Below are 19,910 nucleotides of genomic sequence, written 5' to 3' on the forward strand. Positions count from 1 at the left end.
GATCGCGGCGGCGACGTCGAGCCCCTCTTCGTCAACCGGGATATAGATTGGGCGGGCGCCGAGCTCGATCAGCGCCCTGCGGATCCGGGCGTAGCCCGGGTCTTCCACCCACGCCGATCCGCCGAGCGGCAGCAACGCCCGCGCCACCAATGCGAGCGAAGCCTGGAAACCGCCGGTGATCATGACCTCATCGGTGGAACAGATCACGCCGCGCGAAACCGCGAGATAGGCGGCGATCGCCTCGCGCAGCGCCTGGCTTCCTTGCGCGTCGGGATAAGTCAGATCGGCCCGGCTCAGCGCGCGCGCATGGCGCCGCACCAGTTGCGTCCACAGCTTGCGTGGAAACAGATCGAATGCGGGCACGCCCGGTGCGAGCGGCATCAACCCATTGAGGGGCGTCGCGCTTGCGACATTCACTACCGGGGCCGGCACGTCCCCGCGGCGGGCGGCCATCGGCATGACACCGCTGGCGACCCTTGTCCCCGCGCGCCCATTGGTCTCGACATAGCCCTCGCCCGCCAGAATGGCATAGGCCAGATCGACGGTGCCGCGCGCGACTCCCAGTTCCTGCGCATAACCGCGCGCCGACGGAAGCCGATCGCCCGGTTGCAGCTGCCCTTCTGCGATTGAGCTACGCACGCGCTCATAAATCTGGCGGTAGAGCGGCCCCGCGGCGGGGTGGGTCATGTCGTTCATGGCCCAGCCTTCTAGCGCACTTTAGTCTCAATTGCACAGCCAGGGCTTGTAGCGCCGGGCGAATAGTCTCGATCGTTGCTGCCCGGTACGACGTGTCCTGTCGGCCAAGATGACTGGACTAGTCATTTAGTTCGGCTCTGGCTCAATCTCCTGGCCAATCCGCACGCCATCATGGCGGGCAAGGACGAGGTGGCCGGTGCATCCCTTAGCTACCGGACGAACCTCCTGGTCCCCCAACCTCGTCGCGCGGCGTCCCAGCGGGATCGCCGTGCGACACTTTCGAGGCGTCGTCATGACAGTGCAGCTTGTTGCTCCCGCGTCCTGGCCCCGGTTACCGTGGGCGGAACAAGGGCCGGGTGTGCGCCTCGAGCCATCGCTGCGGCGGTTGGATCCCGATGCGCGCGCGGCCCGCAGCCACAGCGCGGATGCCTCCTTGCTGTTGATGGTGGACGGCATGGTCGTACTCAGCAGCTATCGCGGACGCGAGCGGCTCGAACGCGGCGCACTCGCGATCCTGCCGACCTTCGATGCGCACGCACTTCGGGCGGGCCCGGGAGGCGCTGCCTGGTTGGAGCTGCCGTGGCGGACCGATTGGTCGCTCGGCGCGACGATCGACGTCGCCGATGTCGATCGGCTGCTGCTACTCACCGCCTATGACGTCACGATCGCGTTGGCGGAGATCGAACGGATCATGGATTGTGCCCGCATTCGCCCGCCGATGCGGCTGCACTGGATTGACGATCTGCGCGCCGCGATGATCTCCGATCCGCATCTCAACATTTCGGGCTGGGCCAAGGCCAGTCGTGTTTCGCGCGAAGGCGCGGCGCGCGCTTTCCGCGCCGCCTATGATGTCAGCCCCGCACGTTTCCGGCTCGAGCTGCGCGCGCGCAATGCCTGGGGGCGCATCGTGTCGGGTGCTGATGCCCTTTCGCTGATCGCGCTTGAAACGGGTTTCGCCGATCAGGCGCATATGACGCGCTCGGTCGGCTGGCTCACTGGCAAATCACCTTCCGCCTGGCGCCGCCGTCCCTAAGCGTGCGAGGGGTCAGGCCCGCGATCGCCGCCGCCGCACCGGCGCGACCTCGATCCGCAGGCCCAGCACGTCGAGGATCTTGAGCAGGGTTCCGACTTTGGGATTCCCGCCCGCCGACAGCATCTTGTAGAGATTCACGCGGTCGAGCCCGGTGTCACGCGACAAGTGGGTCACGCCATGCGCCAGCACCGCTTCACGGATCGCAGCCACGGCTTCGTCCGTGTCGTGCGAAGACAGCGCTCGATTGAGCCGCGCCTCCAGCGCGGGCCCTTTGGCTGGCGGATCCGAACCGATTGACGCGTGCATCACGAACGCCTCCCTGCCCACACCAAGTCCGGGCTTGACGCATTCATGCCATGACGAGCGCGGGGCGGCTTGAACCGAGGTGATCGAAGGCATGAAAAAGGCCTGCGGGAAACGCCCCCGCAGGCCTTTTCAGTCGTGGGAGCTTAGAACTTGAATCGGCCGCCGACGCGGAAGGCGCGGCCGATAATGCCCGCTTCGGCCACCACCGGATTGTAGAGGTAGCCGCCATAGGTAACCGTATCGAGCGGCGGCTTGACGTCGAAGACGTTGAGGATGTTCGCGTAGAACGTGAACGCCTTGCCGACATTGATCTGCCCGGTCAGGTCGACGTCGATGAAGCGCCGCACCTGGCAGGGCTGGATGCCGGAACTCAGGCCGCAATCCTTGTAGTCGGTGCCCTGGTCCTGCGCCGACAGGTCATAGCCCGCGGTGTAATAAGCGGTCGCGGTGATCGAGCCCTTCCCGCCGAACTCAAGCGTATTCTGCCAGTTGCCCTTCCAGCGTGGCGTGCCGCTGCCTGCAGTCAGATTGAAGTTGCCGAGCGTGCCCGCATATTTCTCGACGTGGCCGTCGGGGAAATAGGTATTGAGCTTATGGATATATTCGGCATCCGCCATGCTCTCGATCGACCAGCCGTTGGCGAAGTGGAACGTGACTGATGCCGCGAAATCAAGGCCGTCGGTCTTAATCGTGTTGGCGTTGATATAGGGCGCGCCTACCACGCCGACCAAGGGCAGCGCGTTCGGGTGGTTCACGTCGGGCGCCTGCGGGGTGACCGTGTAGCCCGCCGGGATCGGCTGGCCCGCATAATAGGCATTCAGCGCGGCGGCATAAGGTGCCGCTGTGATCGCGTTGGTCTTGCGAATATTATAATAATCGACTGAGAATTTGATGCCGCGGAACGGTTTGATGTCGATGCCGGCGCTGATGTTGCGCGATTTTTCCGGCTTCAGATTGGGGTTGGCGATCGACTGTTCGCCCACCGAATTGCTGGTTAGATAACTGGAGCAATTGGCCACCGTGGTCGCGGTGCAGGTCACGCCCGGATTGCTGTACTGCGCCAGGTAAGCGGCCGGCAAAGTGGCGAGTGTCACCGGAACGAAGCCGGTGGTCGGCAGCGCCGAGGATTCACCGAAGGATGGGATGCGGAAGCCCTTCGAGATCGCACCACGCACCACCAGTTGGCGGACGGGAGTGAACACGACGCCGGCCTTGGGTGAGAAGGCATGCTGGCCGCTCGAATAATTGTCGTAGCGGCCAGACAGGTCGACGTTCAGGCTGGTCAGGATCGGCGCCTTGATCTCGAAATAGGGGGATTCCACCCAGCGGCTGCCGACCGTGCCGAAGGCGTTGATCACGAAATAACGCTGGGTCGGGCCGTCCGCGTCCGAATTGGCGCTCGGCGCATTGACCGATTCCTTGCGGATAGAACCGCCCACCGCGACCTGCAGCGAGCCGCCGGGCAGCTCGAAGAAGTCATGGCTGAGGTTGGCGTCGACTTCGTACATTTCCGAGCGTGCGCCCGTATCCAGGTGCGGCGCCATATAATCGCGCACCGCCTGGCTGTTCGAGAACGGGTTCACGAAATTGTACGACCCGTCCTTGATCACATCCAGCAGGTGCTGGATGTAGACATAGCCATCGAAGCTGCGGCGCAGGTCGTTGACCATACCGATCGCGTTGATCGAATAATCCCAATTGTCGTTGAACGAGCCATCGATGCCGGTGGCTACGCGGTAAGCGCGGCTGCGCGTCGCCGTGTCCTGCTTCAGGTCGGGCATGGTGCCGATGATCAGCGCATTCTGGCCGGCCGAGGCGAACGGATTATTGGGATTCAGCGTGCCGTTGGCGGCGGTGCAGGCACCGACCGTCAGGCGTGGGCAGATATAGACCGGCAGCGACAGCACGGCGGATCCGGGCGCATTGGCACCGCCCGGCACGCCCGCGGTGGAGAAGCGCGGATAATTGATGCCTGCAGGGCCGTTGGCGCGGATCACCGAATTGGTCGGGAAGCCCGGCCCCGCGGCGCCGAAGCCGGTATAGCTGGTCGTGCTCTGCTCGAAGTTGAATTCGAGATAGGCATGCGCATCGCTGCCGATATTCACGCTCGCGCGGCTCGACACGCCCCAGCGCCGATTGTGCGGCTCGACGGTGCCGCCGTCATGCACCACGTCCTGGACGCAGACCGTGGACGGTGCGGTCGGGAAACCCGCCTGCTGCGCTGCGGTCAGCGTATAGGGCGTGAAGCCGCCGCAGCCCGTCGTCGGGTTCAGGAATTGGAACTTGCTGCCGGGAATGGCGGCATTGGTGGCCGAATTGGCTGGCCGCACCAGATAAACCGGCACCAACGTGGATATGCCCGCGAAATTGATCGGGCTGTTGTTGCGGCCATCCGCGCCGCAATTGCCTTCGAAGCAGATGCCCGTCTGGTTGGACGAATTGAAGGGGGCGGGCACGTCGCGGCTCAGGATCTTGTCCTGATTGATATAGTGGCCGCTGACGTAGACGTTGAAGCCCTGGCTGGCGAGGTCGCCGAAGCCGGCCGTCAGGCTGACGCGCTGATTGCCGGCGACGCCACGCTGGTTGATGCCGCCTTCGGCCATGCCGCTGATGCCGGTGATCTGCTTCTTGGTGATGATATTGACCACGCCCGCCACGGCGTCGGCGCCGTAGGTCGATGACGCGCCGTCCTTGAGCACGTCGACACGCTCGACGATTTCGTCAGGAATGGTGTTGAGATCGACGAAGTTGCGCGAACCGTCGTCGGCGAGCGGATAATAAGCCGCGCGCAGGCCGTCGAACAGGACGAGCGTCGAGTTGGTCGAAAGGCCGCGCATCGATACGGCGGACGCGCCACCGGCAAAGGCACCGTTGGCGGTGAAACTGTTGGTCAGCGCCGGGCCGTTATTCGACGCCAGCGTCTGGATCGCACCCTGCACAGTGGTGATGCCACGCTTGGCAATATCGTCAGCGGTCATGACCGTGACGGGCGAGGCGATATTGTCCGCGCTCGACCGAAACAGCGTGCCAGTAACGACGATATCCTTACTTGTGTCGTCGGCGGCGGGTTGCGCGGCGGAGGTCGCATTCTGCGCGAAGGCCGGCGTCATTGCGACCGTACCGGCGATCATCGTGGACGCCAGCAGCCGCAGCTTGAAAATGTTGATCATCGAAGGCCCCTTGTTTCGCGTGAGCGCCCAGTCCGGCGCCATGGGGCTCATTCACGCTGCCAACGGCGGAGCGATCTTGCACGAATGTGATAAGCGGCCAACGCGGCCGCCGAACGTTGCCCCGCTGCAACATAAACAGCGGCTTACCGGTGACTTTACGGGGTTTTGGCGTTTCGGTCGCGATGCGCCGCGGCGCTCTTTGCGCGCCTGGTCACATTTGTTCAAAACCGTGTGGCGAGCCGAATTCCCGCCTCGAACCAGCCCTAAAGGTGGTTCGTCCCGGTCGAAAAATCACCCTGGTCGATCGTGCTGGCGTTGATGCCGTCCAGCTTGACGACCGCGTCGATCGGCGATCCCAGGCTGGCGGTCGTGTAGAACAGATACGTGTCCGCGCCGACCTGCAACGCCGCTGCCTCGCTGCTGCCTGCGCCGTTGAAGGCGTTCTGCGCATAAGCCGCCGCACTCGCCTCGTCGGCGAAGCTTTGTCCCGCATGCAGCACCACCGGCAGGCCGCCCCCGACCGTGTCCATGTGGAACTTGTCGGTGCCGTCGGTGAAATCCAGGATCTCGTCCCAGCTTGCACTATTGCTGTTGCCGCTCAGCACGAACAAGTCGGAACCCGGACCGCCCGTCATATGATCGATGCCGGTACCGCCCCAGATGACGTCGTTACCGGCTTCGCCGAAGCTCTGATTGTCGCCGCCAGTCGGGTCGATGCGATCGTTGCCCTGACCGCCATGAATATCGTTGCTGCCGCCGGATACCACCAGCAGATCGTCGCCGAGATTGCCGTTCAGATGGCCGGTCCCGACACCCGTGATTGTGACGTGATCGTCGCCCGCGCCGCCATAAAGACGGTTGGTGCCGTTGCCGGCGGTGATCGTGTCATTGCCGAAATTGCCGTTGACATAATTGCTGCCGTCGCCGGCGTCGATCACGTCGGCGCTGTCGGTCGCGCCCTGCACGCTGGTCGCCATATTGCCGTAGATATGGTCGTTGCCCAGGCCGCCGGTGAGCGTGTCGCCGCCGCTGCCACCCATCAGCACATCGCTATTGTCATTCGCGGTTAGATGGTCGCCGGCGCTGCCGCCGATCGCCGTATCGATCCGCGTGCCATAGGCGATCGCCAGATTGTTGACCAAGGCGGCGACGCTGCTGAACGCGCCGTCGTGCAGATCGATCGTGCTGCCCACGGTAAAGCCGGACACGTCGAGCGTGTTGCCCACGCCGGTATCGAACAGCGTGATGATCGGCTTCGTATCGATCGTGAAGTCGAAGAACTGGGCGATGTCACCCGTGATATTGGTGTGGAATCCGAACACCTGCCCGCCCGACAGAGGCGTGTTGGTCGGCAGCCCGTAAATCCGGTCCGCCGCGGCGATGTCGAGCGGCATCGGCGTCAGGGGCGATCGGAAATAGCCCCCCGACGATCCCCACACATATTGGCTGCTGACATCGGGCGCGGCATTATACGACATCAGGCTCCACGCCGTATTGTCGTAGCTCGTATATTGGGGCGACGTGGCGGTGATGCCGTTATCGTACGCGCCGCCATGGCCCAGGCCGATGACGTGACCCAGTTCGTGCAAGATCGTGTCCCAGGGATAGCCCCCGGAAGTGGCGAAGCTCGCGCCGATCGGACCGAAGCCGCCTTGCGAGGTATCAATCTTGATCGACCCGAGGATCGCCGATCCCAGATGGGTCGACCCGATATCGCCGGTATCGATCCTATTCATGCCGCCCGACGCCGTGCCGTCGGAAACGCGGGAGATCAGTACGTCCGCATCCTGCGCCTGGGGAACGATGTTGAACGTTATGTTGGCCTCGGCCGACCACAGATGCATCGCGGCGGTGAAGGCCGCTTGTTCCGGCGCGGTCCAGTTGGACCCGAAATCGAAGGCGACCGTCAGCGAGCCGCCGGTGCCGGCTTGGGGGGCGCCCCATTTCGCCTCAAGGCTTGTCGACGAATAGGTCGCCGGCAGATCGTCATTCCAGGTCCAGAAGCTTTGCGCCGCGATCGTTCCCTGGGCGGTCACGCCCGAGAGGAACGTGACTTCCTGGTCCTGTGTGCTGTTTAAACCTGCCACACGCTTATCCTCTCACGCGCCCGATAAAGACCAAGGGTCGCGGTTACTCGCCCGGCATGCGGGCAGTTATCTATAGCACAATCCAATATTAGCAGACACTTAACGGGATTCGTCGCCTGCGTTGGACTGCTTCCCGCCGCTTTTGCGGTCGTAGGATTGCCTACCAATTGGATGATTCAGCGCGCGACGTGCGGTGATGTTCCGCACGCGAGGGTCTGTCGAAGCGACGTTTGCAAGCGCGGGCGTCCCTGCCGCCCAAAGGGGAATTGACGCGCCCTATTGCGGCGTTGCATCGGCCGCGCCATCCTCACCATTGTCAGGGAGAAGCGCATGGTTCGCAGGATAGGTATCGCGCTTGCGTTCACGCTGGCCACCGCCGCCCCGGCTGAAACGCTCTATGTCCACGCCGGGCGTCTGATCGACACCGAACGTGGCGCGATGCTCGCCGATCGCTTGATCCGGGTCGAAGATGGCCGGGTTGCCGCCGTCACACCCTACACCCCGCCGCCGGCCGGTGCGCGGCTGATCGACTGGTCGGGCTACACCGTGTTGCCCGGACTGATCGACATGCACGTCCACCTCGCCGACACCGAAGAGACCAACAACATCGCCGAACCTTTGCTCCATTCGGTATCGGAGATTGCTTATATCGGCGCGCGCCATGCCCGCGAGACGTTGATGGCGGGCTTTACCAGCGTGCACGACGTCGGCTGCTTCCGTGCGTTCGCCGATGTTGCGCTGCGCGACGCGATCAACCGCGGCGACGTGATCGGCCCGCGCATGAGCGCGGTCGGCGCCTATATCACCACGCCCGGCGGTGGCGGCGAGGTGACCGGCTTCGCGCCCGACGTGCAGGTGCCGGCGGATATGCGGGTCGGCGTGGTCACTGATGCCGCCGATGCGACCCGCAAGGTCAATTACCTGTTCCAGAACGGCGCGGACTCGATCAAGCTGATCGCCACCGGCGCGGTGCTCGCCCAGGGCACCGAACCCGGCCAGCAGGAATTGTCGGAAGACGAGATGCACGCTGCCGTCTTGGTGGCCGCTGCGCGCGGATCCTGGGTCACCGCGCATGCGCATGGCGCGGAGGGCATCAAGTCGGCGATGCGCGCGGGTGTGAAGGCGATCGAACATGCCAGCCTGATCGACGATGAAGGCATCGCCATGGCCAAGGCCAAAGGCGTGTATCTCGACATGGATATCTACAATGGCGACTACATCAACGACGTCGGCACGCGCGACGGCTGGCCAGCCGATATGCTGCGCAAGAACCGCGACACGACCGAGGCGCAGCGCGAAGGCTTTCGCAAGGCGGTCAAGGCGGGCGTGAAGCTGACCTTCGGCACCGATGCCGGCGTTTATCCCCACGGCCTCAACGCGCGGCAGTTCAAATATATGGTCCGCTTCGGCATGACGCCGATGCAGGCGATCCAGGCCGCCACCGTCACGTCCGCTGCCCTGCTCAACTGGAGCAAGGATGTCGGCGCATTATCGCCCGGCCATTATGCCGACATGGTCGCGGTGGCGAACGACCCGCTCGTCGACATCAGCGCGCTCGAACATGTCGATCATGTGATGAAGGGCGGGGCGATCGTCAGATAAGAATGCAGACCTGGGGCAGTTATCCGCTGCGGTGTTCATCCGCCGGCACCGATCCAAATCTGTCGTCGAGCGCGTCGGTGGCGTCGTCGACCTCGTCGCGAACCGTGCGGCCTGACAGGATCGTCTCGGCCGAAAAAGCGGCCAGTGCCGCAATCGCGAAGATCAGCGCCCCACCGAAAGCCGTGAACAACACGGTGCCCCACTCCACCTGTCGCAGCGCGCCCAGGAACAGGGTCAGCGCCGCAAGGCAGGTCAGCGCGCCGGACGTGGCGGCAAACAGAACTGCGGAATCGAGAATGCGGGATCGCAACCGCAGCCGTGCCAGCTCGTCTCGCCTGCACTTCGGCTCATGGGATAAGCGGTAAGCCCGATCGGCGATTCGGCCCAATCGGGCCGTGAATACGCTGAGCATCGTCGCGATACCTGCCAGCAGGAAAATCGGCGTCAGCGCGAGCTGAACAACATGTGCGGCTGCATCAAGAGTGGGCGCTGGCATGCACTCAGCCTAGCACGAGGTCTGATAAAGCAAAGCCATCCGGAAGACGCCCCAGCCGAAGCCGGGGCGCGAAATCAGGCGAACGTCACCGCGCTGCGACGGCGCGAGGCGCGCAGGCCGAAGCCCGCGAGGCCGAAACCCAGCACCATCATCGACCAGGAGGCCGGCTCCGGCACGGCGGCCGTGCTGTTGTCGCCGCCGGCGTAAGCGATGGAGCCGCTGAGGCCGGTGCTGTCGTTGTAATAATTGCCTTCATTGTTGATGACGTACGAAATAACGTCGCCCACGCCGAGCTGGGCCGCGAGATCGTAAGTCGCCGTGGCGCCCTGGGTCACGCCGTAACCCGCCAGCGCGCCGCTCGAATATAGCAGCGAGGTGATTCCGCCGGAGGTCGCGAAGATCGAGACGGACACGCCGTTGTTGCCCGGATCGTTGCTGCCGCTGGTCATGTTGTCCAGGCGCGCGAACAGGCCGTCGAGCAGATAGCGGCCCGCTTCCTGCGCGGTGAACTGGATGATCGCATCGCTATCGCTGGCGGCGTTGCTGGGGTGGGCCCAAAGCTCGCCCGCCGGCACATCGACCGTCAGGAAATGCGCGCCGTTGGTCGTCGCGCCGATGCCCGGCAGGTTGCTGCTGCCCGACGTGTCGCCGGCTGGCCCGCTGGTCGTGCAGCTGAAGCCTCCGACATTGAAGCAGCCGCTATAGACGTTGCTGAAGGCGTGGAAGGTCAGTGCGCCATTGGCATAGCTGCCGGAACCGTAACTGAAGACCGACGATCCGAAATTATTCGCCAGATCATAGTTGGTCGCCGAAGCGGCTGTCGCCAGCGGCAGCGCGCCAAGCGCCAGAAACACATGCTTGAACTTGAACACAACACCACCCCACAAAACACTTAAAAGCTGCTTACCAACTGTGCGGCAGGGCAACAAGGGTAGTAGATGGTTATCAGGCGATATCTTTCGGCCAGGTTTTACGGCCAGGTTTTACTATCTTTCGGTCAGGTTTTGCGCCCGCTTCAGGGCAGATCCCGGGCGACCTTGCGCTGGCGCTGGCGGCGGTAAAGGATGGTCCAGAGCGTCAGCCCGCCTATCGCGCCATATCCGAGGATCGGCCCCGCGATCAGATAAGCGGGGATCGACAGCGTGAAGACCAGAAGGATCGACAGCAACCCATCGGCGAGCAGGCCGAACCCCCACACCAAGGTCATCATCATTACCGTGTGGCGGACTGAAGCCAGATGCTGTCGCGCCACGAAACGTTCGCCTTCTTCCCTGGACTTGCGCGCCATGGTGGCACGGGCGAGCGGGTAGATGAGCGGCTTGCCGATCGCGGCCGATCCGAGGAAGACGAAAGCGAACAGCAGGGTGACGAGCTTTTCCTTGAGCTCCAGCAGCCGCACCGATCCGCCGCCGACGAAGGCGAGCAGCGACAGCGCGATCCCGACCAGCGCCAGCACCGACAGGGCATCCACACGCCGCTCCTTGGCGAAGGTGCCGATGCCCCACAGTAAGGGCGGCGCCGACGATGCGAGCAGCCCCATCGCGTCACCCCAGGAGGTGTGCGTGTAGCTGTAGATCGCCGTTGGCAAGGCGATGTTGACCACCACCTCCAGTGCCAACCGTGGGCCGTTCGCGCGCAGCCAGTCGGTGATCTTGCGCATCGAGGTTGGCTCCAGCTCGGCGGTTGTAACGGCGGTCACTTGGTCTGTCCGGTCGGAATCCAGTTGCCGTGGAAGCCGGGCGGTACGCGGTGGGGCAGGCGGATGCTGGCGACTGGCGCGCCTTCGAGCACCATCGCATCGAGGATGACGAGGTCGGTCGTCTCGTGCGGCAGGTCGATCACCAGCCCGATCAGCCAGCCTTCGCCCTCGGGCGCGTCCGGTGACGCGGGCACGAACACGAACTCGCCCGGATGGCGGTCCGGCCCGAAATCATGCGTCTGGCGCGTGCCCGTTTCCAGATCGTGGCGATAGAGATTGGTCGCGCCGACGAATTGCGCGGCGGGGTCGGTCGGCAGCGCCATCGCAAAAGCGTAGCGATAGGGCTGGCCGAAGAAACGCTCGTCGGGGCGGGGGAATTCCTGCGGGCTCGCGTCGATCGTCGCAATCGTTACCTCGCGCGTCGCGGGATCGATCGTCCACCGCTCCAGCCCGCGCGATTGCGCGTTGGGGCCGCCGGCATTGTCAGCGAACATCGTGCGGTAGGCGCAGACGTCCATCACGACCGTGCCGTCGGGCGCATCGTAGGCATTGGCGACATGGAAGACGTAGCCGGGCGTCACGTCGCACCAGATCACGTCCTCGGCGGCGCCGGCGCGCGGCATCAAGCCGATCCGCGCCTGATGGTCAGGATTCCAGCGGTACGGGAAACCGTGCCCCGCCAGCATCGTCGGCATCGAGAAGGTCACCGGCAGATCGAGGATCAGCACGAAACGGTCGGTGATCGCGCAATCGTGGATCATCGGCCCATGCTGCACCGGGATCGGCTGCTCGCGCATCACCCGGCCCTCGGGCGACAGCACGACATGGCGTATCTCTCCGGGATTGCGGCCTTCATAGCAGATCGCGTGCTGCTCGCCGGTCTTGGGATCGCGATGCGGGTGGGCGGTGAAGCTGCCCTGCAGCGTTCCGTCGAAGGGATTGTAGGTCTGGCCGTCGAGCGTCTCGTCGAGCTCGACCGGATAGCTGCCTGCCTCGACCAAAGCGAAGGTGCGCCCGGCCACATCGACGACGTTGGTGTTGACCGTATCGAAGCTGTGGCGCGGGCCCGGCGCGGGCTCCTCATGCAGCGCCTTGGCGACCGCATTCGAGCGGATCCAGCGATTGCGATACCACAGCGCCTTGCCGTCCTGGAGGCGTAGACCATGGACCATGCCGTCGCCAATGAACCAGTGATAGCCGGCCGGATCGGGATCGACCGGGTTCGGCCCGATCCGCAGATAGCGCCCGTCGAGCGCCGCCGGGATCGTGCCCGTCACCGCCAGATCGGTCAGTTCCAGCTCCTGCACCATCGGCGTGTGGATGCCGGACAGGAAAGGGTGCTCAGTCTTGGGCAGCCGCTTGCGGTTGAACGAGGCAAGCGCTTCGGCCCCCTTCGTCACCGTCGAGCGGATCAATGTTTCAACCTGGCTTCCCATTTCGGCCTCCGATGTTTACGTTGTTAGCATGACGATAGATGATAACAGTGTCAACATTGAAAAAAAGCCCTATCATCATGGGGACTTACGCGCTGCGCTGATCGCGGAAGGGCTGCGTCTTCTGTCGGAACGCGACGCCGATTCGTTGTCGCTGCGCGAAGTGGCGCGTGCCGTGGGCGTCAGCGCGCCCTCAGTCTATCGCCATTTCCCGGACAAGGAGGCGCTGATGACCGCGCTGGCGGAGGAAGGGCTGAAGCGGCTCGCCGCCGCCCAGCATGAAGTCGCCGACGCGGCCGGGGGCGGCGAGGCCGGCTTCGCGGCGACCGGGCGTGCTTATGTGCGGTTCGCGCTCGCCAATCCGGCGCTGTTCCGGCTGATCTTCACCTCGCCGGTGATCGCCCGTTATCGCCAGAACAACCCTGCGCCGAACGAGGCGATGAATTTCCTGCTCGCCAACGCCGCCGCATCGGTCGGCGCGGAGCAGGAAAGCGCCGAAGCACGCGGGGCCGCGATCCAGGCCTGGGCCCAGGTCCACGGCATCGCCATGCTGATGCTCGACGGTCAGCTGCCGGTCAGCGATCGGATCATCGATTCGATCTGCTGAAACCGGCCGATATGGTAGTCAGGCCGCTTTGGCCTTCGCCGCCTTCTTCGCTTTGGCGGCTGGTGCGGCTGCGACCGGTTTGGCGGCCGCGGCGACGGCGCGCTTGTGGCGCTTATTGGAAGTACGCAAATTGCCCATGGGGTGTCCCATCCTGATGGAATTGGTCACCGCGTCGGGTAGTTCGCCTCGTTCGCGCGCTGATGTGTGCCGGCCATGGTCATGTTCCGCGCGCGCTGACAAGCGCTGATCGCCGCGCAGCCCGCCGGCCTGGGAGCACATCTCCCAGGCCGGCGGGTGAAGACTTAGTGCGGCTTGTGCTTCTTCTTGCTCTTGGTGTCAGTCGTCGTGTCGGTGCTGGTGTCCGGCGTCGCGGGCGGGGTCGCGCTTGCGTCCGGTGCCGGAGCCGCCGTCGTGTCCGGATTGGTCGGCGTCGGCGGGGATGCCATGCCAGGCTGCGTCGCGGCCGGGGCAGGCGCGGCTGGCGGTGCGGCCGTCTGCGCGTTGGCGGCTGCCGCCAAGGCGGCAAGGGCCGAACCGGCAATCATCAGGCGCATCATAAAGTCTCTCCTCAATGTCGGGGCCAGTGATCGGATGGGAATCACAGGATCATGGCTCACCAATTAAATGGTTGATCCAATTTGGTTTTCCAGACTTTGCGAGCTCGGGCCGCGGTGCTTGCGCAACGCCTTATCGTTACTCGTGCGCAATACGCGCCGATCTGATTCGTGGCTTTCGCGGTCGATCTGCTCGGCGTCCATCACAGCCTGCGCGAGCATAAGGACGGCGCCATTATGGTGTATGTCGTGTGCGCCGTTTGCCAAGATGGGCCCGCTTCGCACCGCAAACGAGAGCGGCGGGAAGTTGCCTTCCCGCCTTATTCTGTATCGATGGTTCGGGCGCGTCAGGTGCGGGCGAACCTCATTATTTTGGAGGAAGGACGCCGGCGGCGTGCCGACGTCCTTCGATTCCGGTCAGTGACGGCGATAGCCGCCATGCCAACCCCGGTTATAGCCGCCATGATAACGGCCATAATACCAACTGTGATACGGATAGGGGCGATAGCTCCAGCGTCCGCCCACGAAAATCCACGGACGGTACCAGCCCGGCGCGTCGTAGACATAGCCGGCGTCATAGCCGTCATAATAGAAAGCGGGCGCACTGCGCCGCATGACATAGCCCGGCGGGCAACCGGGGCTGGTCGCGTTATCCTGCGCACTGCCGACCGCGGCGCCGCCGGCCGCGCCGGCAATGCCGCCGACCAGCGCACCTGCGCCGCGATTGTGATAGCCGGCGATGCTCGAGCCGAGCAGCGCGCCGAACAGGCCGCCGATCACCGCGCCGCCGGCGGTGTTGCCGTTCGACTTGATGCAATTTTGCGCCGCCCAATTCTCGGCATAGGCCTCGTACCGCTGATCGGCGGCGGGGTTGGGCGCATAATTGGGATCGGCGGCGTAGCCCGGTGGCGGGGGCGGCGGCTGGCTGCCGTCATAGCCCTCTGGCGGCGGAGGCGGTGGCGGGGGCGCGTTGTCATAGCCGCCCTGATCCGGCTGATAATCGCCCTGCTGCTGCGGGGGCGGCGCGTTATTATCGCCACCCTGATTGGCCCGTGCCGCATCCGCGCGACCGGCCTGATAGCCGCGATCATAGTCGCTCTGGGTCGAGCTTTGTGCCGCGGCGGCCGAAGCCAGCAGCGGCGATGCCGCGGCGATCAGCCCGACGGCGAATTTAAGGGTCCTGACAGTCATCGAAAAATCCTCTCACAACGGCCGTTTTTCTAGCCGTTCGTGCGTGAACCGAAACTGACGAGCTTGTTAAAGGATGCTGCAGCATTCCAGCCGGTCGCGCATCGTCCGCAAATGCGCATTCACGGTCTTTGACGAACAATTAACGATCCCGCCGTTCTGGACTGACGGTCGTTTCACAGGCGTTCGGGCAATGCATCTCCATCGAACGAGGGCGGCACGAGCCAATCTCCGTTCGATCTATCAGGAGATTTATCATGTTTCGCACCATCATGACTTCGATTGCCCTGCTTGCTTCGGTTCCCGCCTCGGCCACGCCGAATGAAGCGATCACGCAGACCCGCCACGTCGGCTACAGCGACATCAACCTGTCCACCGCGGCCGGTCGCGCTAAGCTGGACCGTCGCCTCCGCCTCGCGGCGCACCAGGTCTGCCAGGATCCGTACGATCGGGAACTGCTCCCCTATACCGACCCCGATTGCGTGAAGAAGACGCTCCAGAGCGCCCGGGTTCAGATGGCCAGCGTGGTCGATCATGTGAACCAGCCGACGCAGATCGCATCGGCCGATCGTTGAAGGCACGGCGCAGGCGACGACTCCTTCCGCTGAAGGGGCGTCGCCTGCATGCCAACTTCATCTTCGTGTTCCCTTAGGCGCATGCTATATCGCCTGCGGAACGACCGCTTGACCCCGTGACGCGAGGTTTTGACAATGCCGACTGCCCCCGAGCAAGCCGCTGCCACAGACACGCCCAGCCACTTCGTCGTGGAGCTCGAACGGGGGCACTACGTCATTTGCCAGCGGGTCATGACGCTGACGCCGGAAAATCCGATGCAGGGGCTGATCGAAGCCTATCTCGCCCATCCGCTCAGGGCGGCGCCGCTGCCCGGTTGGAGTGGCGGCAAATGTGGCGATCCCTGCGATCCCGACGCCCCCCAGATGATGCTCTACAAGCCTCAGACCGGCGCCTTTTCGGGCCAGACCGGCCGGCTGGTGATCAATATCAACGCCCCCGATCTGTCGGGCAACAATAGCAGCGGCTCCAGCGACCCCCACGGTTGACGCCGCCCCTGTTGGCGCTGGGCAATTGCGCGACCGCCCAGTCACCGAAACGCTCGTCGCAGCGAGACAGGCGGCGGTAGCCGCCGGTGTCACCCGGCTCGCCGACCTGAGCGGGTTGGCGCCGCTCGGTATCCCCATATGCCAGGCGGTTCGGCCGTTCGGCCGCCTGTTCTCGGTCGCGCAGGGCAAGGGGCTTACGCCCGCGGCAGCCAAGGTATCGGCCCTGCTGGAAGCAGTCGAAACCGACCAGGCGGAGCGTCTCGCGCCCGAAGGCCCGTTGCGCAAATTGGCCGAACTGGACACGGCGAACCGCGATCTTTGGCATGATAGCCCGCGCGACCGTCACGGGCTGAGCGTCGATCCAGGCGTGCCGCGCCACTGGGCGGCGGGCGTGGACCTCATGTCCGGCCGGCCGGTCGCGATCCCATGGGATGCGCTGTCGCTGGATTTCACGCGCGCGTTGCCAAAGGATGTGCAGCCGTCCTCGCTCGGTCTCGCGAGCGGCAACAACCGCACCGAAGCGCTGGTCTCGGGTGTTGCCGAATTGCTTGAGCACGATCTCGACTGCGCCTTCGACGCGCGCGGGCCGGTCGGCGTGCGCCAATGCGAACTGGATCTGGACAGCATCGACGATCCGGTTGCGAAGCGTGTGCTGCGCCGCCTCGGGCGCACGGTCGCCTTGCGCGTCTGGAGCGTCGGCCAGGAGGCTCGTCTGCCCGCCTTCCGCTGCCTGCTCACCGATCTCGACTGGCAAAGTCCGGCGCCACCGGTCGCGGGCAATGGCTGCCATCCCGACCGCACGATCGCGCTGCTTCGGGCTGTGCTGGAAGCGGCGCAGTCGCGCTGCACGATGATCGCCGGCGCGCGTGAGGATCTGTCGCGCGCGCATTATCGCAATGCCGCCCGGCAGACGGGCGATCTGCTGATGGCGTCGCTCAGCTTCGGTCCCGGTCCGCTGCCCTGGTCGCACGTGGCCGATCGCCGGACCGATACGTGCGAACAGGCGCTGGATACTTTACTGGAGATCGCGGCGGCTCGATCGTCGCTGCCGGTGGTAGCCTTCACCCATGCGCCGCCCCACCCAGATCTGGCGGTGGTCCATTGTCTCGGACCGGGTCTTCTGGAGGCGGATCGCGACGAGACCGGCCAGGCCCAGCCGCCGGCGCTGCGGCCGATCGCGCCGTCGATCGCGCGAAATCGCAGGCCTATCCTGTTCATCGGCCCGACATTGCCGGCGGAGGCCATAGGCCCCGGCATCGAACTGCGCCCGCCGGCGGAATGCGGCGACCTCGCGGCCTTGCTGGCCGATCCGCCGCCGGTGGTGGGGCTGATCGACGGCCGCTTCGAATGCGCGCCGACCGTCTGGCACAAGGAGATACTGGATCTGATCGCAGCCGGCGTGACCGTGATCGGCGGCGCGAGCCTCGGCGCGATCCGCGCGGCCGAGCTCGCTCCGTTCGGCATGATCGGCGTCGGCGCGATCTTCGAGGCCTATCGCGACGGGAGCCTAAGTCGCGACGACGCGGTCATGATCAGCCATGCGCCGGCCGAACTCGGCTATCGCCCGCTGACGCTGGCCTTGGTCGATGCCGAGGCGGCGCTGGAAGCGGTTGAGATGCCTGCGCCCGTCAGGCGTCATCTCCAGCGCATCGTTCGCACCGCCGATTTCCGGGACCGCAGCTGGTCCCAAAGCCTGGCGATCTATGCCGAACGAACCGGCGCGCCGGCGCCAGTCGATCTCGCGTTGCTGGAGGCTGCGTCGGACAGAAAGCGCAAGGACGCGATCGCGCTGGTGGAATCGCTAAGGACGGCGACGCTGGGCAAGCCCCGCGCCCGGCCGCCGATTACGGCGCATTATGCCATGCTGCTGGCCAGTCTGCACCCGAGCCTGCGGCTAGAGGCGCCCTGAACAAGGCCGCATGCCCCGGCAGCCGCAGCGGATAGCTGTGCTCGATCCATTCGAGCACATCCGCCGGCGTGGCGGCGCGTGAAGGCTGCCAGGCGCGCGCGAAACTCGATCGGAAATCGCGTCCCAATCGGGCCGCCAGATCCGCGCGGTCGGGCAGCTGCGACAAATTGGCGAGACGTGCATAGAGATAGAGTGGGCCCTGTTCCCCCGACACCGAGAAATGCTCTTCGGCTATTTCATGATCGCCGCGCAGCATCATCAGCATCGCGCGATCGGCGTGATAGTCGCCCGGTGCAAACGGATTGAGGCGGAAGGCCTGTTGGATCAATTGTTCGGCGAAAATGAGCTCGCCAAGCAGGGAAAAGCCCGACGCGCATTCGTTCAGGCCATCGGCGTCATAGGTCAATCGCGTGGCCGCGGCGCGCAGTCCGCGCTCCGCCGCCGCCCAATCGTGTTGGCGTAGCTGGCACCAGGCGAGCCGCAACTGGATGCGGCCGTCAGCGGGGGCGAGTGCTGCGGCCTGCTGGGTCAAGGCGAGCGCGCGTGCGCGATAGGCCGCGACATCATGCCCCACGACCCGCTGCCACAGATCGTTATTATACATCCGGGCAAGCAGCATCCGCGCGCCCACATGCTTCGTGTCGCCCTCCACGATCTCTTCGAGCAGGTCGACGCCCTGTTGCGTCTCCGCCAAATCGTGGCCGCGGCCGACCAGCCGCCGCGCCTTGACATACGATGTGGCGATATCCTTGCTGGCGAAGTCCGACAGGCGCATGCGCGTCGCCAGATCATGGTCGATCGCGGGCAAAACCGCGCCCGCTGCCCGCTGCACGACCCTTTCGACGGCCTCGCCCAGATCGGCGGTGTCGACCTTGATCTGTTCGGACCAGACGACCGAACTGGAGGCGACGTTGCCGATCTGCAGATTGACGCGAACATCGTCGCCGATCCGCCTTATCCGCCCTGACAACATGTAAGCGGCGACCGAATCCCGGCAGACGCGCTCGACCCGGTCGAGGTCGCCAGCCGCCAGCGTCAGCACCCGCACATCGGCATGCTGGCGCAGCGCGGTGCGTATATCGTCTGTGACGATTGCGGCGATATCCGCTGTGCTGGCATCGCCGCCGATCGCCTCGATCGGGCTGACCAGGATCATCGGCGGTTCGGTTTCTGCCACCTCGGCGGCCCGCACCGCCGGCTGCTGCGGTCCGGCTGTCAGGCTGTCGAACAATGCTTGCGTTTCCGGCGACGGGCGGACGCCGAATTCGCGTTGCAGACCATCGACGAGCTTGCGGTAACGTCGATGCAGCGCCGCGACGTCGCCCGCCGCATGGTCGGCCGAAAAGCCGAGCCGTGCGACCGCTTCGTTCAGCGGGTCGAGACCGTCCAGCGACCGCAGGATCGCCTGGACATCCATCGGCTGGGCAACACCGATCATGCGCGGCACCGCATGGGTCGCGGCCGCGACAATGCGCTCGCTTTGCCGGGTTCGCTCGATCTGCAGCCAGTCCTCGAATGCGGGCGAAAGACCGGACAGATCCGCCACGAAGGTATCGGCCCCGTCGAGGCAGCTGGCCAGCCGGCTGGCATCCGATTGGCTGCACGCGTCCATGACCAGATCGACATCGACTTCCGCATGATGCGGCGCGAAGGCGATTGTATCGCGGGAAACGCGCAGCAGATCGCGCAGCGCGTCGTGGCTGCCGCGTATCTCGGCCAATGTTTGGCGGAGGCTGCCACGGGCCTGTTCGGTGCCGCGATCGCTCCACAGCAGATCGGCCGCGCGGTCGCGCGATACCGATTGATCTTGGGCGACGGCGAGATAGGCGAGCAGGCCCCGCGCCTTGCGGCCGCGTGGTCGCGCGTCCACCCCCTCGATCGAGAGTTGAAATTCGCCGAGCAGGCTGATGCGAACCGCCAATGCGCGCCACCTTCGACCGAGAGGGACGCTCCGTATATCGCGTTAGAGGCCCCGGCGCGACCAGCGTGTCGGCACGTTCCGTTCGCCGGTAATTTCAACGCGCGCACTTCGCTCTTCTCCAATCGCCGCCAACCGTCTTGGCTCAGCG

The 19,910-nt window shown here is 64.9% G+C and carries 17 protein-coding genes and 1 pseudogene; 7 read left to right on the forward strand and 11 right to left on the reverse strand.

Annotation, left to right across the window (positions count from 1 at the left end; all coding sequences use genetic code 11):
- A partial coding sequence (locus VK533_RS09155; RefSeq protein ID WP_324376658.1) for a PLP-dependent aminotransferase family protein occupies positions 1–696 on the reverse strand: 696 nt, incomplete at its 3' end.
- Positions 697–1,054: 358 nt separating this feature from the next.
- Here VK533_RS09155 and VK533_RS09160 point away from each other — a divergent pair.
- Positions 1,055–1,729, forward strand: a complete 675-nt coding sequence (locus VK533_RS09160) for a helix-turn-helix domain-containing protein (RefSeq protein WP_324376661.1) — start codon at positions 1,055–1,057, stop codon at positions 1,727–1,729.
- 12 nt (positions 1,730–1,741) lie between these two features.
- Here the strand turns inward: VK533_RS09160 and VK533_RS09165 are convergent, their stop codons facing one another.
- The 3 genes from VK533_RS09165 to VK533_RS09175 all read right to left on the reverse strand — a co-directional run bounded on the left by VK533_RS09165 (position 1,742) and on the right by VK533_RS09175 (position 7,292).
- Complete coding sequence (locus tag VK533_RS09165) at positions 1,742–2,035, reverse strand: transcriptional regulator (RefSeq protein WP_324376688.1); 294 nt, start codon at positions 2,033–2,035, stop codon at positions 1,742–1,744.
- Between the two features lie 143 nt (positions 2,036–2,178).
- Positions 2,179–5,205: a TonB-dependent receptor plug domain-containing protein gene (locus VK533_RS09170; protein WP_324376663.1), complete on the reverse strand. Its 3,027-nt coding sequence runs from the start codon at positions 5,203–5,205 to the stop codon at positions 2,179–2,181.
- A 263-nt stretch (positions 5,206–5,468) separates the two neighbouring features.
- Complete coding sequence (locus VK533_RS09175) at positions 5,469–7,292, reverse strand: M10 family metallopeptidase C-terminal domain-containing protein (protein ID WP_324376665.1); 1,824 nt, start codon at positions 7,290–7,292, stop codon at positions 5,469–5,471.
- Between the two features lie 330 nt (positions 7,293–7,622).
- Between VK533_RS09175 and VK533_RS09180 the strand changes: the two genes are divergently transcribed.
- Positions 7,623–8,894 (forward strand): amidohydrolase family protein, encoded by a 1,272-nt coding sequence (locus VK533_RS09180; RefSeq protein WP_324376666.1) that lies wholly within the window; start codon positions 7,623–7,625, stop codon positions 8,892–8,894.
- Positions 8,895–8,913: 19 nt separating this feature from the next.
- Here the strand turns inward: VK533_RS09180 and VK533_RS09185 are convergent, their stop codons facing one another.
- The 4 genes from VK533_RS09185 to VK533_RS09200 all read right to left on the reverse strand — a co-directional run bounded on the left by VK533_RS09185 (position 8,914) and on the right by VK533_RS09200 (position 12,525).
- The gene (locus tag VK533_RS09185) at positions 8,914–9,390 is read right to left on the reverse strand and encodes a DUF2721 domain-containing protein (protein WP_324376668.1); all 477 of its coding nucleotides are present in this window, start codon (positions 9,388–9,390) and stop codon (positions 8,914–8,916) included.
- Positions 9,391–9,464: 74 nt separating this feature from the next.
- Positions 9,465–10,262, reverse strand: coding sequence for a PEPxxWA-CTERM sorting domain-containing protein (locus tag VK533_RS09190; RefSeq protein WP_324376670.1), 798 nt, complete (start codon positions 10,260–10,262; stop codon positions 9,465–9,467).
- A 143-nt stretch (positions 10,263–10,405) separates the two neighbouring features.
- Positions 10,406–11,089 (reverse strand): VC0807 family protein, encoded by a 684-nt coding sequence (locus tag VK533_RS09195; RefSeq protein ID WP_324376672.1) that lies wholly within the window; start codon positions 11,087–11,089, stop codon positions 10,406–10,408.
- Positions 11,086–12,525 carry a carotenoid oxygenase family protein gene (locus VK533_RS09200; protein ID WP_324376674.1) on the reverse strand — a complete coding sequence of 480 codons (1,440 nt, stop codon included), beginning with the start codon at positions 12,523–12,525 and terminating at the stop codon, positions 11,086–11,088. Before VK533_RS09200 ends, VK533_RS09195 begins: the two co-directional genes overlap by 4 nt.
- Positions 12,526–12,553: 28 nt before the next feature.
- Here VK533_RS09200 and VK533_RS09205 point away from each other — a divergent pair.
- A pseudogene (locus VK533_RS09205) lies at positions 12,554–12,751 on the forward strand (helix-turn-helix domain-containing protein); the annotation flags it as partial.
- Positions 12,752–13,129, forward strand: coding sequence for a TetR-like C-terminal domain-containing protein (locus VK533_RS09210; protein WP_324376690.1), 378 nt, complete (start codon positions 12,752–12,754; stop codon positions 13,127–13,129).
- A gap of 302 nt (positions 13,130–13,431) precedes the next feature.
- On the opposite strand, the gene VK533_RS09215 is transcribed toward VK533_RS09210, so the two are convergent.
- A complete protein-coding gene (locus VK533_RS09215; RefSeq protein WP_324376676.1) occupies positions 13,432–13,686 on the reverse strand; it encodes a hypothetical protein in 255 nt (84 codons plus the stop codon).
- A gap of 414 nt (positions 13,687–14,100) precedes the next feature.
- Complete coding sequence (locus tag VK533_RS09220; RefSeq protein WP_324376678.1) at positions 14,101–14,874, reverse strand: glycine zipper domain-containing protein; 774 nt, start codon at positions 14,872–14,874, stop codon at positions 14,101–14,103.
- A gap of 254 nt (positions 14,875–15,128) precedes the next feature.
- On the opposite strand from VK533_RS09220, the gene VK533_RS09225 reads away from it, so the two are divergent.
- The 3 genes from VK533_RS09225 (at position 15,129) to VK533_RS09235 (ending at position 17,841) form a co-directional block, all read left to right on the forward strand.
- Positions 15,129–15,446: a UrcA family protein gene (locus VK533_RS09225; RefSeq protein ID WP_324376680.1), complete on the forward strand. Its 318-nt coding sequence runs from the start codon at positions 15,129–15,131 to the stop codon at positions 15,444–15,446.
- 135 nt (positions 15,447–15,581) lie between these two features.
- Complete coding sequence (locus VK533_RS09230) at positions 15,582–15,932, forward strand: hypothetical protein (RefSeq protein WP_324376682.1); 351 nt, start codon at positions 15,582–15,584, stop codon at positions 15,930–15,932.
- Positions 15,933–15,957: 25 nt separating this feature from the next.
- Positions 15,958–17,841 carry a YcaO-like family protein gene (locus VK533_RS09235; RefSeq protein WP_324376684.1) on the forward strand — a complete coding sequence of 628 codons (1,884 nt, stop codon included), beginning with the start codon at positions 15,958–15,960 and terminating at the stop codon, positions 17,839–17,841.
- Here the strand turns inward: VK533_RS09235 and VK533_RS09240 are convergent.
- Positions 17,777–19,762, reverse strand: a complete 1,986-nt coding sequence (locus tag VK533_RS09240) for a BTAD domain-containing putative transcriptional regulator (protein ID WP_324376686.1) — start codon at positions 19,760–19,762, stop codon at positions 17,777–17,779. The genes VK533_RS09235 and VK533_RS09240 overlap by 65 nt on opposite strands.
- Positions 19,763–19,910 lie beyond the last annotated feature (148 nt).

Origin of the sequence: Sphingomonas sp., from assembly GCF_035317925.1 — a bacterium.
GTDB lineage: Bacteria > Pseudomonadota > Alphaproteobacteria > Sphingomonadales > Sphingomonadaceae > Sphingomonas_I.